The following is a 13,665-nucleotide window of genomic DNA, read 5'->3' on the forward strand; positions in this document are numbered from 1 at the left end:
ACTACTCGGCCGCGCTGAGCCGGAAGGCCTGACGGCGGGGCTCCACGGCGCCCCCCGTCGCGCCGATCATCCGTCGGCAATCGGCGATGGTCGAGCGCGCCGTCTCGATGGCGATCATCACCGCCGCCATGGTGCGGGTGTCGGTCTCGCGCTCGCGGGTGTAGCGCACCACGTCGGCGGCAAGCGCATCGACCTCGCCCGTCAGGGCGTCGAGGCCGGCGGCCTCCGCCCCCCTCGCCTCGGCCAGGATCTCGAGCAGGCGGTCCATCACCACGTCGATGCGCTCGCGCCGCAGGCGCCTGAGGCGCTGGCGCAGCCAGGCCAAGGCCGAGCCGAAGCCACCGCCGAGGACCGCCAGGAGGTAGACCCAGTCGCCGTAGCGCTCGATGAAGCCCTGCTGCTCGCGCTCGTAATAGTCGATGGCGCCCGGATGGATCGGCAGCCGGGCGCTCGTCGCCTCCGCGGTGGTCTCGTAGGCGGGCGCCGCCACGTAATCGGCCGCCGGCGTCGCGTCGGAGAGGCGCGAGCGCAGCTCGAACAGGTGCTGGGTCACGTCCGCCGCCACGGTGCGGCTCATCGAGGCCTTGGCCATCAGCCGATAGGACGCGCCGACGGTCTTCACCTCCTCCTCGGGCACCTTCGGGCTGCCGCCGAACAGGCCGGCCGGCACCGTCACCGCCTGGAGCCGAGGCAGGCGCTCGATGATCGCCGGCCCGTCCTCGACCCCGACGAAGTCGACCTTGCGGGTCCGGCTCGCCGCCTGGACCGTGCCGACGAGGCGCAGCGCCATCGGGGCGGCCGGCGCGATGACCGCCACCACCGCGTCGATGCGCTTCTGCGCGAAGGCACCGGCGAGGTCCTCTTCCGCCATCGGCACCAGCCGCACCTGCCCGGCAGGAATGGGCCCCGTCCCGCCCTCCTGCAGGGAGAGGCCGTAATAGCCCATCAGGTTCTTGAGCAGCCACAGATCGGCGTCGCGGTGGGCGACGATGCCGAGGCGCTTGCGGGCGAGGCCCGGGAAGGTCGTGATGCCGGACGGCGCCGGCGAGGCGATCAGCATCGCCTGGTCGCGCAGGATGGCCAGCGTCAGGCCGTTCGCCGGCAGGTCGACGTCGGGTCGCACCACCGCGAGGTCGGCCTGTCCCGCCTCCAGCGCCTTGGCGCTCTCGCGCACGTCGTCGAAGGGCAGGATCTTGAGGCGCACGCCCTTCTGGGCGGTCTTCAGCGCCTCCGCGTAGGCGCGGATCAGGGCGGGCTCGGTGCCGTCGCGCGGCGCCACCGCGATGGTGAGCGTCGTCGCCTGCAGCAGGTACAGCGCGACCGCCGCGGCCACGGTCAGCACCAGGCTGGTGACCAGGAAGATCCGCTCGGGCCGGAACGCCGTCGTCATCGCGCGGATACGCCCTCCTCGGACCGGTTGCACCGATCCGATGAAACCGGGGGAGGGTGCTCCGGGTTGCGCGGCGCCCGTGTCGCAGGGTGAGACGGGCCTACGGGTTGACCCGCACTCCCACCAGATACGTGTCCGAGTGGTAGCTCGACCCCACCGCCGTGCTCTTCAGCAATTCGCGGGCGTAGCTCGCCCGGAAGCCCAGCCAGCGGTTGAGGCGATAGTCGAGCTTCACGCCGGCGCTGTAGCCCTGCTCGCGGATGCTGGTGCCCTGGTAGTCGTTGTTGATCACGGTGCCGGTGAGGGTCAGGCGCAGGTTGCGGCGCAGGTCGTGGGTGATCTCGGCGACGGCGGTGCGGGTGAGGATGCCGCTCGCCCCCGGCACGATGGTCTCGCTGACGCTGGTCGAGGCGCCGAGGCGCAGGGCGGTGAGGGCGGTGGCCGCCCAGGTCATCGTGCCGTCGATCACCGGTCCGGTGACGTCGCGCAGGCGGCTGTCGGCGTAGTGGCGCGACAGGTAGCCGCCCGAGACCTCGCCGGTGAGGAGCCGGCTGATCTCGAAGCTGGAGCCGCCCCGCACCGTCACGCCGTCGGAATCGCGGCGCAGCCCCGACTGGTCGACGGCGAAATCGTGGATGCGGGTGTCGACCAGGGCGTCGACGAAGGGGGTGAAGCCGGGGGTGATCTCGTAGCCGGTGCGCAGGCGCAGGCCGTACTGGTTGGCGTTGCGGTCGTCCTGGCGCAGCAGCGTGCCGTCGGTGAGCTGGGCGTTCTCGAAGGTCTGCCGGTCGACGAGGCCCGCCACCGTGACCTGCAGCCGGTTGAAGGCCTGCGTCACCCCGACGGTGCCGCCATAGGCCGCGACGAGGGGCCGGTCGCGGACCTGGGCGGCGAGGTCCGGGCTGCCGGCGCGCTGGGTCGAGATGGCGTAGCGGCCCTCGAGGTCGACCTTGGTGTCGCGGGCGACGTCGAGGCGCAGGCGCATCGCGCCGTCGCCGTCCGGCCGGTTGGCGTTGCGGTTGTCCGGGTACAGGAAGTAGCCGAAGCGCATCGCCCCGGTGAGCTCGTGGGACGACCAGTCGCTCGCGACGCGCAACTCGCCCTGGGTGAGCAGGGCCATCGAGCTGCGGCGATAGATCGAGCGGTCGGGGTTGCTGTCGTAGCCGACGCTCTGCTGCAGGGCCGGAAACAGGGTGAGGCCGCCGAACCGGATGCCGAGCGGCCCGTAGGGGTCGAGGGGATCGATGGTGCGGCGGCGCAGGAGCGGCGCCGCGGTGGCGAGGTCGGGCAGGCCCGAGACCGGCACCTGCACGGTCGGGCGCAGGCGCAGCTCGTCGGCGACGCCCTGCTGGGTGGCCTGGCGGGTGATCGCCGTGGTGGGCGGGCGGCTGCGCCGCTGCGGCGGCGTGCGCGGCCGGGCGCCGAAGCGCGACGCGCCCGGGCGCGCAGGGGTCCGCGACAGCCCCTGCGGCGCCGGGCCGGCCCGCAGCGCGAAGGTGGCGGGATCCTGCCCGCCCGGGAGCGGGCCGGGGAGCGACGGATCGGTCGCCGGGGTGGTGGCGGTCTGGGCCGCGGCCGGGGCCGACAGGATCGCGGCCGACGGAAGCGCCGCCGACAGGGAGGCGGCCAGCGCCAGGGCCGGGAGGCCGGGGCCGGCCTGTCCGCGTGTTCGCCGCTCGTCCGCCACGGGCCTGCCGCTCCGCTCCGCCGGGGCCCGCCGGGGCCGCCGGACCATCATGGTTAAGAGCGGTACAACGAACAGGGTTAAGCCCCGGTAACCGGCCCCCTGCCTCGGGCATCCGGCGGCGCCCCGTCGCCGGGGCCGAGGGCGCGCTGCATCAGAACGGTGTCGAGCCAGGTGCCGTGCTTCCAGCCGACCGAGGTCAGTACCCCGACATGCCGGAAGCCGAGGGCGGCGTGGAGGCCGATCGAGGCGGCGTTGGCCGAATCCCCGATCACCGCCACCATCTGGCGAAAGCCGGCTTCCGTCGCCTCGGCGATCAGACGCTCCATCAGCCGCCGGCCGAGGCCGCGCCCGGCCTGGTCGGGCCGGACGTAGACCGAGTTCTCGAGCGTGCCGCGATAGGCCGGCCGGGTCCGGTAGGGTCCCGCATACGCGTAGGCGACGACCGCGCCCGCCCGCTCGGCGACAAGGTAGGGGTAGCCGCTCTCGACCAGGGCCGCCCGGCGCCGGGCCATCTCGGCCTCGTCCGGCGGGTCGATCTCGAACGAGGCCCGGCCGGTCGCGACCGCCTGGGCGTAGATCGCCGTGATCGCCGCGACGTCGTCCTCCCGGCAAGGCCGCAGGACCGTCTCGCTCTCCTCCATCACCGCACTCCCTCCGGTGGACCGCGCCGGCCGGCACCTTCTGGCGCGGCCCTCGACCCCTTATATTCCGGTCATGAGCGCTTCACCTCCCGGACGCCCGCAGGTCCGCCGCCTCGACCCGGTGCTCGTCGACCGCATCGCCGCCGGCGAGGTGGTCGAGCGGCCGGCCTCGGCGGTCAAGGAACTGGTCGAGAACGCGATCGATGCCGGCGCCGCCAGCATCGCGGTGACGATCGCCGCCGGGGGCCGGCGGCTGATCCGGGTCGTCGACGACGGCGGCGGCATGGGCCCGGGCGACCTGGCGCTCGCGGTCGAGCGCCACGCCACCTCGAAGCTGCCCGACGGCGACCTCGAACGCATCGAGACCCTCGGGTTTCGTGGCGAGGCGCTGCCGTCGATCGGCGCGGTGGCGCGGCTCGCCATCACCTCGCGGGTGCCCGGCGCGGAGAGCGGCCACTCGATCGTGGTCGATGCCGGCGAGCGCGGGGCGGTGCGCCCGGCCGCCGGCCAGCCCGGGACGCGGATCGAGGTGACGGATCTCTTCGCCGCCACACCGGCGCGGCTGAAGTTCCTGAAATCCGACCGGGCCGAGGCCACGGCGGTGGGGGAGATCCTGCGCCGCCTCGCGGTCGCCCACCCGCAGATCCGCTTCTCGCTGAGCAGCGAGGGCTCGACGACGGCCGGCCTCGTGCTCCCGGCCGAATCCGGGCCCGGCTCGTGGCTGCGCCGGCTCGTCGCGGTGCTCGGCCCCGAATTCGGCGCGAACTCGGCGCCCCTCAGTCTCGAGCGCGAGGCCTTCGCCCTCGACGGCCATGTCGGCCTGCCGACCTTCCACCGGGCGGCCGCCACCCATGTCCACTTCGTCGTCAACGGCCGGCCGGTGCGCGACCGGCTGCTGCTCTCGGCGGTGCGCGGCGCCTATGCCGACGTCATGGCCTCCGACCGTCATCCGGTCCTGGCGCTGGCGCTCACCTGCGATCCGGCCCTCGTCGACGTGAACGTCCACCCGGCCAAGACCGAGGTACGCTTCCGCGATCCCGGCCTGGTGCGCGGGCTGATCGTCAGCGCGATCCACGAGGCCCTGCGCCGGGAGGGCGGGCGCAGCTCCGGCACGGTCGCGGCCCGCACCCTGGAGAGCCTGCGGCCGGCGCACACGCCGCTGCCGGCTCATCAGGGGCGGGTGGCACAAGGAGCGCCGGCCTCCTCGGCGGCCCGTGCGCCCGCGAGCCTGTTCGCACGGCGCGACGAGACCGCGCCGTCGCGGCCGGAGGGCTCGGGCCGGATCGAGGCCTTCGAGCGGGATTTTGGCGCTGCGCCCAACGAAACGCCATGGGAGGCGGCCTGGGAGACGCCCTGGGAGGCGCGCGAGCCCGCTCAGGCCGCCGACGAGGGACCGCCTGAGGCGGGCGGCGGCTTTGGCGAGGCGGCCCAGGCGCAGTTCTCCGGCGACCTCGCCGCCCCGAGCGCCGACCTGCGGGCGCCCGCCGCGGCCCCCGCGCCGGCGGCGGAGACCGCCCACCCCTTGGGTGCGGCGCGGGCGCAGCTGCACGAGACCTACATCGTCGCCCAGACCCGGGACGGGATCGTCATCGTCGACCAGCACGCCGCCCACGAGCGGCTGGTCTACGAGCGGCTGAAGCGCGAGCGGGCGGGCGGCGGCATCGCCCGCCAGATCCTGCTGATCCCCGACGTGGTCGAGCTCGACCCGGCCGACGCCGACCGCCTCGCCGACGCGGCCGACGCCCTGCAGGATCTCGGCCTCGTCCTCGAGCCCTTCGGCCACGGCGCGGTGCTGGTGCGGGAGGTGCCGGCCGCCCTCGCCGGCGGGTCGCTGCGGGCGCTCCTCACCGACGTGGTCGACGCCCTCATCGAGGGCGGGGCCGACCCGCTCGCCCGCCGCCTCGACGCGGTCCTGTCGCGGATGAGCTGCCACGGCTCGATCCGGGCCGGCCGGCGCCTGCGGCCGGAGGAGATGAACGCGCTGCTGCGCGAGATGGAGGCGACGCCGTTCTCCGGCCAGTGCAACCACGGCCGGCCGACCTATGTCGAGCTGAAGCTGTCGGACGTGGAGCGGCTGTTCGGCCGGCGCTGAGGGGCGTGGCGTGCGATCATGCAGGATGACGCATGACCCGGCGCCTCATGCATGCGACGGAGGCGTTTCGGCGAAATAGCGCGCGTTGCGTGCGATTCTCGCATATCGCAGTTGCGAGATCATCGTTTGTTGCAGCGCAACATCGGGGGCATGGTCGGGACAGGAACCGAAGAGTTCCGCGTCCCCTCCCACTTCGGAGCCGAGCCCATGGCCTCCCCGTCGACCGCCGCGACCCGTCCCGCCACCACCGGCTTCCTCGCCGGCATGCGGCGCCTGTGGCGCGAGCACAGCCGCCGCATCGCGGAGTTCGGCATTCTGCCGCTCTGACCGCGACCGCGCACGGGGGTCCGTGCGCGGCGTCCCGCCCTCACGCCGGGCCGTCGACGCGCGGCGCGTGGGCCGGGCGCCCGGTGAGGCGCTCGACCATCGGCTCGGCGAGCGCGTGGTAGAGCCCCTCGCGGCAGACGAGCTTCGAGGTCGCGTCGGCGATCAGCGCCGCGACCATCAGGGGGATCACCAGGGCGTGGTTCTCCGTCATCTCCGAGACGATGACGAACGAGGTGATCGGCGCCTGGAGCACGCCGGTGAGGTAGGCCACCATGCCGACCAGCACCACGGCGCCGACCGGCACGCCCTGGAACAGGCCGGCGACCTCGGCGCCGAGGCCCGCCCCGACCGCCAGCGAGGGGGCGAACAGCCCGCCCGGGATGCCGCTGATCGACGACAGCGTGGTGGCGACGAACTTGACCGGGCCGAACCAGGCATGGGTCTCGGCGGTGTCGTGCAGGAGCGCCTTCGCCTGCTCGTAGCCTGTGCCGTAGATGTGCCCGTCGGTGAGGAGCCCGCAGAGCGCGACGCCCAGCCCGCACAGCGCCGCGAAGATCACCGGCCGGCCCGAGACGAACCGCCCGGCCGGGCCCGGCAACCCGCGGGAGACCGCGATGACGATGCGGCTGAACAGCCCGCCGAACAGGCCGCCGAGCACGCCGCAGACCGGCACCACCGCCCAGGCCCGCCCGAGCGGCAGCGTATCGCCGGTGGTGCCGAAATAGGTGTAGTTGCCCACGAGCGCGAGCGAGGTCAGGCCCGCCGCGATGATCGCCCCGAGGATCAGGCTCGAGGTCTTGGCCTCGTAGGAGCGGCTGAGCTCCTCGATGCCGAACACGATGCCGGCGAGCGGCGTGTTGAAGGCCGCCGCCACCCCGGCGGCGCCCCCGGCCAGCAGCAGGCCGCGCTGGCGCTCCGGGGCGAACCGCCCGGCCGCCGCCATCAGGGCCGCGCCGACCTGCACCGTCGGCCCCTCGCGCCCGGTCGAGGCGCCGCAGAACAGCCCGAGGGTCATCACCACGATCTTGCCGGCGGCGACCCGCAGCGAGATCAGGCGATGGCGCAGGGACGGGTCCTCGATGTCGCGCGCGGCGATCACCTGCGGGATGCCGCTGCCTTGCGAGTTCGGGAAGACCGTGCGGGCGAGGAGCGCCGCGAGCCCGAAGCCGAACGGCGTGAGGACGAGGGCGATCAGGGGCGAGATCCCCAGCACCGCCCGGAACCCCGCCTGCGCGGCATCCGCGAGCGAGGCCATCAGCACCGCCGCACCGCCGACCGCGATGCCGCCGACCACGAACAGGCCGCGCCGGACCCACACACCGGCGAGATCCCGCGCCCCGGGCATCCGCCCCCTCAAACCCCGCACCGCCGTGTCCCTCATCACCTTGACCGATGGGTACCTTGGACGAAGCCGCCGGGAATGCGAAGCTCTTCGCCGACAGAACAGGCAGGAGGGAGCCGCATGCGGGTGCTGGTGGTGGGAGCCGGGGCGACCGGCGGGTATTTCGGCGCCCGGCTCGCCGCTTCGGGACGCGACGTGACCTTCCTGGTCCGCCCGGCCCGGGCGGCGCGGCTGGCGGAAGCCGGCCTCTCGGTGCGAAGCCCACTCGGGGATGTCCGGATCGATGCGCCGACGACCGTGACCGCGGCGGCGATCCCGGGGCCGTTCGATCTCGTGCTCCTGAGCTGCAAGGCCTACGACCTCGCGGGCGCCCTCGACGACGTCGCCCCGGCGGTCGGGCCGGACACGATGGTGCTGCCGATCCTCAACGGGATGGCGCATCTCGACGCCCTCGACGCCCGGTTCGGGCGCGAGCGGGTGCTCGGCGGCTCCTGCGCCATCGCGGCGACGCTCTCGCCCGAGGGCGCGATCGTCCAGATGACCGAGCTGCACGCGCTCACCTTCGGCGAGCGGGACGGGACGCGCTCCGCGCGCGTCGCCCGGGTCGCGGCCGTGATGGAGGGCGCGGGCTTCACGGCGCGGCTGAGCGAGACGATCCTGCTCGAGATGTGGGAGAAGTGGGTCTTCCTCGCGACGCTCGCCGCCGGCACCTGCCTGATGCGCGCGCCCATCGGCGACATCGTCGCCGCCCCGGGCGGGCGCGAGGCGATGCTCGGCCTCCTGGAGGAGTGCCTGTCCATCGCGAAGGCGGCGGGCGAGGCGCCGCGGGAGAAGTTCGTCGAGACGAGCCGCGGCACCCTGACGGCGGCGGGCTCCGGCTTCACCGCCTCGATGCTGCGCGACATCGAGAAGGGCGCCCGGATCGAGGCCGACCACATCGTCGGCGACCTCCTCGCCCGCGGCCGCGCGGCGGATCCGGACGGGGCGTGGCCCTCCCTCGCGACCGCCTACACCCACCTCAAGGCCTACGAGAGCCGGCGGGGGCGCGAGCGGGGTTGAGCGGACCGGAAAAACCGGTTTCGCGCCGCGACCGACGGGAACGATCCGCCCGGTCGGGGGGAGGGCGGTTCGTCCTCCCCCCTGGGCCTCCCTACTGGAGCGCGGGGGCCGGGCAGAACGAGGCGTCCTGCTTGAACAGGTCGCCGCCGTCCGGCTGCGCGATGTAGAAGTTGAAGTTCTGGTGGCGCAGGTAATAGCCCGGCCAGTCGATCGACTCGTAGGACGTGCAGGTTCCGGTGGTGCAGCCGCAGGTACCGGCGAGCCCGGCCCGCGGCGTGAAGGTCGCGCCGCGCTTGAAGATGTCGCCGCCGTCGTTGGCCTGCTGGTAGATCTGGAAGTTCTGGTGGCGCAGGTACTGGCCGGCCGCCTTGCTCGACTGGAACGACACGCCCTGGCCGGCGAGCCCCGGCACCTGCCGGAAGCTCGCCTGCTGGCGGTCGGACGTGCTGCCCGGCACGACCAGCCGAGCGGTGCCGCCGACATTGGTCAGGTAGCTCGTCGTATAGTTGCTCGACTGCAGGCTCACCGGCGTCGAGGCGGCGGAGCCGTCGGCCGGCGGCGCCGGGCAGAACGAGGCGTCCTGCTTGAACAGATCGCCGCCGTCCGGCTGCGCGATGTAGAAGTTGAAGTTCTGGTGGCGCAGGTAATAGCCCGGCCAGTCGATCGACTCGTAGGACGTGCAGGCTCCGGTAGTGCAGCCGCAGGTACCGGCGAGCCCGGCCCGCGGCGTGAAGGTCGCGCCGCGCTTGAAGATGTCGCCGCCGTCGTTGGCCTGCTGGTAGATCTGGAAGTTCTGGTGGCGCAGGTACTGGCCGGCCGCCGTGCTCGACTGGAACGACACGCCCTGGCCGGCGAGCCCCGGCACCTGCCGGAACGTCGCCTGCTGGCGGTCGGAGGCGGTAGCCGGCGTCATCAGGCGGGCGGTGCCGCCGACATTGGTCAGGTAGCTCGTCGTGTAGTTGCTCGCCTGCAGGCTCACCGCCGCGCCGCTGGCGACGCTCGTGCCGGTGCCGCCGCCGGTGCCGCCTCCACCCGTGCCGCCGCTGGTCCCGCCGCCGGCCTGGCCGCCGGTGCCGGTGCCGGTGCCCGTCGCCGCGACCGCCGGGGCCGCCACCTGGCTCGGCGCCGCGACGCCGGCGCCGAGCGCCACGATCACGCCCGGCGAGGGCACGCCCTTCTGGTCGATCGCGACGAGCTGGTAGTAGCCCGGAGGCGCGACGTTCGCCGAGGCCGGGGGCTGCAGGGTCACGGCCGTACCGGCCTGGGTGAAGGCGGCGGGGATGCGGCGCTGGGTCGAGTTGAAGCTGTGCGTCGTCGCGCTCAGGCCGACCAGCACCACCTGGGCGAGGCCGTTCTGCGAGGTCAGCTCGAACTGCATCGCCTGGCCGTGCTGCAGCTGCGCGGTCGAGAGGCTGACGATCTGCGGGCGGGGCGCGAGCGCCGTCTTCCCGTCCACGGTGGTGAACAGGTAGGGCGGGTAGAACACCTCGACGTTCTGGTTCGCCACCGGACCCGGCGCGCCGCCGCCGGCGAGCAGCACGGTGCCGTTCTGCATCAGGATCGCGCTCGAATGGTAGCCGCGATAGACCCCGCCGGAGGCACCCGCCGTCCAGGTCCCGGTCCGTGGGTCCCAGATCTCGGATTGCAGCACGGTGTCGCCGTCGGCCCGGTCGTTCCACTTGCTGCCGCCGGTCACGGCGACCTGGCCGGTCGGCAGCACCGTGGCGTTGGCCCAGGCGCGCCCGACGCTCATCGGGGCGGTGTCGGTCACCACCGGGTTGCCGCCGTTGATGTCGATCACCGTGGCGCGGCTGCTCGACAGGAAGCCGTTGCCGTTGTCGTAGCTGTTGCCGCCGACCTGCAGGATGCGGCCGGTGTCGAACATCGCCGCCGTCGAGACCGGGCCGACATTCGGCGCGTCGAGGGCCGAGGCGGCGTCGCGCTGCGGCTCCTTGAAGGTCGTCACCGTCACGGCGCCGTTGCCGCTCGGATCGAGGAACCACATTTTCTCCGACGTGATGCCGAAGACCTTGCCGTTGGGGGCGACCCAGGCGCGCGGGTACCACCACCTGTTGTTGTCCGGCCCGAACGCGTCGCGACTCTTGGCGCCGAACAGGCTCGTCCACCGGGTGCCGTCGAAGAGCTCCGGGGTCATCCCGGTCATGTAGCCCTTGTCGATGCTGCCCTGCGGGTCGGCCCAGCCGCCCTGGTAGGGGTAGGAGCCGCCCATGATCAGCTGCCGACCGTTGGGCAGGGTCAGCATGGTCGAGTAGTAGCGGTCGTTGGCGAGCTTGGCGGCAACGGCGGTCACGGCGGTGGCGGTCCCGTTCAGGGTCAGGCTGCCCTTGTCGTTGCCGTTGTCGAAGATGCCGCCGGCGATCATCAGCGAGCCGTCGGGCCGGAAGGCCTGGGCGGCGCAGAAGCTGTTGATGCCGCCGACGCCCGCGAGGGTGATGTGCCCGGCTCCGAAGCCCTGGGTCGGATCCCAGCTGTCGAAGGTGCGGCCGTCCTGGGTTCCCGGATTGCCCGCCGGTGTGCCGAAGGACAGGATCTTGCCGCTCGGCAGCAGGCTCAGGGTGATGGCATTCATCGGCCAACCCTGCACCCCCGAGAAGACGCCCGTCACCGGCGCGCCGTCGGGAAGGGCGAGACCCGCCATCGTCGGGTCGGCGACCGGATTGACCACCACCTTGAACTGCGCGGCCTCGGCCGGGGCGAGGAGGCCGGTCGCCAGCACCGTGGCGGAGAGCAGGGCGGCATCCCGCAGACGTTGGGCGGCGCCGCGTATCGGTACGGTCATGGTCGGGTCTTCCGGAGGCGAGAGGGAAGGGAGCGGGACGCGGCCTCAGCGGGCGGCGTCGAGGCCCTGCGCGAAGGTGTCGAGGACGGCGATGTCGCCGGCGAGCCGCGGACCATCGACCGGGTCGCCGCCGTAATTCGACGCAACCGCGCCGCGCCGGTCGAAGAGCAGGATCTGCGGCGGCGGCTCCGGCAACGACGCCGCCGGGTAGCGCAGCATCGCCGCGAGCGCGTGGCTCCAGGCCGGGGCGCCGGCCAGGAAGCGCAGCCGCGTCCCCGCCCCGACGGTGCCGTCCACGAAAGCCCGCAGGCGCGTGGGCGAGGCGTCGAACGAGACCGCGAGAAAGACCGCGCGGTCGCGCAGACCGTCCGGCAGGGAGCGGGCGACCCGCTCGAGATCGAGGGTGCGGGCGACGCACACGATGGCGCAGTCCGGCGCCACGAAGGACACGACCACGATCCGGTCGCGCAGGTCGTCGGGGCTCAGGGTTGCACCACCCTGGTCGATCCGGCGTCCCGCCGCGCCCGCGGGCCAGATCAGACCGTCGAGGTCGCTCGTCGCCGGCCCGGCCGCCGCAATCCGCAGCTCGACGGAAGCGGTGCCGGCGCTCCCCCCCAACGTCAGGCCGAGGGCGAGCCCCGCGATGCACGTCATGATCGGCCGCATGGCTCGAGTCCGCCAATTCATCGCTGAGGAATTTCGCGATGGAGACCATGCCGGAGCGGACGTTGATATCCGGTAATCGGGCTCGGATAACGAATCATGACCTCGCTTCCCCTGCGATCACGGGAGGTCATCGCGCCTACAACTTGCAGTGTATTCCCCGTCGATCGCCCGCATGATGAACGAGGTCTATCCACGTCCAGAGAAAGGTCCGGAGATCGTTCGGCGATCAAGCAGCGGCGAGTGAAACAGGAGACCGAGACGGGTGGACCCGCCACGGTCGGCTCGCGACGACCGGCGGCACCCGGCCCGAAGCCGTCACATCGGCCCACGGGTGCGCCACGCGGTCCGCCGGATGGCGCGGCGACACTGCGCCGCGCGGAACGGCGGGTCAGCCGGAGGGGTCCGTGCTCCCGCAGGCCCCTCCCACAGTCGGCTACGAATCCCCCTTGACCATCCCCCCGAGGAGGGGCAGCATAGTCTTCATCGAGTCGAACTCGAGGAGGTAGCCATGAATTCTCAAGGTTGCAGCCCTCACGCGACACATACCGATGCCGGTGACCAGGAAACTCCACCGGACTACTTGCGACAGGGGTAGTGGTTCCAGGGCGGGCTGAATGCGGCACGGGGCCGAGACGGCCATCACCATCGCGCCGCGCGAGAGCCACCCGTACCCTGGAACGTGGACCCTGCCTTTTAAGGCTCGTCGGTGCGCCGGCGGGCCTTCGTTGTTTCTGGGCTCCTGTGAACTCCGACTCAGCTCGCACCGGGCCGGCGCTTGCGACGGATCACCGGACATCCTCACCCCACGTCTTCGCTGCCCCACATCAAGAGGACGTCGACCGGCCGGTCGATCGCGGACGGACGCAGAGGCAGGCGAGCGTGTTATTAACCTGTCGTCAAGTTCCCCGCCCCTCGCAAAGATCGCGCGCAGCCGGCTACGAAATCCTCTTGACGACCCTCCGGCAGAGGAGCAGCATAGTCCTCGTCGAGAAGAACTCGAGGAGGCCACCATGAATTCTCAAGGTTGCAGCCCTCACGCGACACAAACCGATGCCGGTGACCAGGAAACTCCACCGGACACCTTGCGACAGGGGTAGTGGTTCCAGGGCGGGCTGATTGCGGCACGGGGCCGAGACGGCCATCACCAGCGTGCCGCGCGAGAGCCACCCGTACCCTGGAACGTGGACCCTGCCTTTTAAGGCTCGTCGGTGCGCCGGCGGGCCTTCGTTATTTTGGGGTCCGGGCGGGGCATGCTACGGCGGTGGCAGGAGGACCCCCGATGTCATTCGATCGTTCCCGCCGCGGCAGCGACCCCCGGCAGGCCGCCGAGGCCGCGTTCCGGGCCGTGACCCGCAAGCCCGTGGAGGGCGCAGCGCCCCAGGACGGCAAGGACGCCGCAGCCAAGGGCGTGGTGAAACCCGCCGTCCGGGCGGCCGTGCCGGGCGTGCGCGAGACCGTGTCCCTGCGCCTCGACCGCGACGTGCTCGAGCATTTCCAGGAAGAGGGGCCGGGCTGGCAGGACCGCATCAACGCGGCGCTCCGCAAGGTCGCCGGCCTGTGAGGACGAGTCGTCTCTGATGCGGCTGCGGCTCGCGGCCCTCCTCCTGCTGCTCGCCGTGCCCGCGCGGGCCGAGGGCGGGCTGGTGACCAACCCGTTCGCG

9 protein-coding genes are annotated in these 13,665 nt (G+C 72.8%); 3 read left to right on the forward strand and 6 right to left on the reverse strand.

Features of this window, described 5'->3' with window-relative positions; genetic code table 11:
- Position 1 precedes the first annotated feature (1 nt).
- The 3 genes from miv_RS22950 to miv_RS22960 all read right to left on the reverse strand — a co-directional run bounded on the left by miv_RS22950 (position 2) and on the right by miv_RS22960 (position 3,718).
- Complete coding sequence (locus miv_RS22950) at positions 2-1,390, reverse strand: TAXI family TRAP transporter solute-binding subunit (RefSeq protein ID WP_207179075.1); 1,389 nt, start codon at positions 1,388-1,390, stop codon at positions 2-4.
- Positions 1,391-1,490: 100 nt separating this feature from the next.
- Entirely contained in the window at positions 1,491-3,077 is a 1,587-nt protein-coding gene (locus tag miv_RS22955) for an outer membrane beta-barrel protein (protein ID WP_244748665.1), read from the reverse strand.
- A gap of 77 nt (positions 3,078-3,154) precedes the next feature.
- On the reverse strand, positions 3,155-3,718 hold the full coding sequence (locus miv_RS22960; protein ID WP_207179079.1) for a GNAT family N-acetyltransferase: 564 nt from the start codon (positions 3,716-3,718) through the stop codon (positions 3,155-3,157).
- A 73-nt stretch (positions 3,719-3,791) separates the two neighbouring features.
- Here miv_RS22960 and mutL point away from each other — a divergent pair, with 73 nt between their 5' ends.
- Positions 3,792-5,810 carry a DNA mismatch repair endonuclease MutL gene (gene mutL / locus miv_RS22965; RefSeq protein ID WP_207179081.1) on the forward strand — a complete coding sequence of 673 codons (2,019 nt, stop codon included), beginning with the start codon at positions 3,792-3,794 and terminating at the stop codon, positions 5,808-5,810.
- 367 nt (positions 5,811-6,177) lie between these two features.
- On the opposite strand, the gene miv_RS22970 is transcribed toward mutL, so the two are convergent.
- The gene (locus miv_RS22970) at positions 6,178-7,482 is read right to left on the reverse strand and encodes a chloride channel protein (RefSeq protein WP_048426566.1); all 1,305 of its coding nucleotides are present in this window, start codon (positions 7,480-7,482) and stop codon (positions 6,178-6,180) included.
- Between the two features lie 117 nt (positions 7,483-7,599).
- Here miv_RS22970 and panE point away from each other — a divergent pair, with 117 nt between their 5' ends.
- Positions 7,600-8,538, forward strand: a complete 939-nt coding sequence (panE, locus tag miv_RS22975; protein ID WP_207179083.1) for a 2-dehydropantoate 2-reductase — start codon at positions 7,600-7,602, stop codon at positions 8,536-8,538.
- Between the two features lie 91 nt (positions 8,539-8,629).
- Here the strand turns inward: panE and miv_RS22980 are convergent, their stop codons facing one another.
- Together miv_RS22980 and miv_RS22985 are read right to left on the reverse strand one after the other, a co-directional pair.
- Positions 8,630-11,338, reverse strand: a complete 2,709-nt coding sequence (locus miv_RS22980) for an AbfB domain-containing protein (RefSeq protein ID WP_207179091.1) — start codon at positions 11,336-11,338, stop codon at positions 8,630-8,632.
- Between the two features lie 45 nt (positions 11,339-11,383).
- A complete protein-coding gene (locus miv_RS22985; RefSeq protein ID WP_207179093.1) occupies positions 11,384-12,004 on the reverse strand; it encodes an SCO family protein in 621 nt (206 codons plus the stop codon).
- A gap of 1,279 nt (positions 12,005-13,283) precedes the next feature.
- Here miv_RS22985 and miv_RS22990 point away from each other — a divergent pair.
- Positions 13,284-13,565 (forward strand): BrnA antitoxin family protein, encoded by a 282-nt coding sequence (locus miv_RS22990; protein ID WP_048426568.1) that lies wholly within the window; start codon positions 13,284-13,286, stop codon positions 13,563-13,565.
- The last annotated feature ends 100 nt before the right edge of the window (positions 13,566-13,665 follow it).

The sequence above is a fragment of the Methylobacterium indicum genome (assembly GCF_017347565.1).
Taxonomy (GTDB): domain Bacteria; phylum Pseudomonadota; class Alphaproteobacteria; order Rhizobiales; family Beijerinckiaceae; genus Methylobacterium; species Methylobacterium indicum.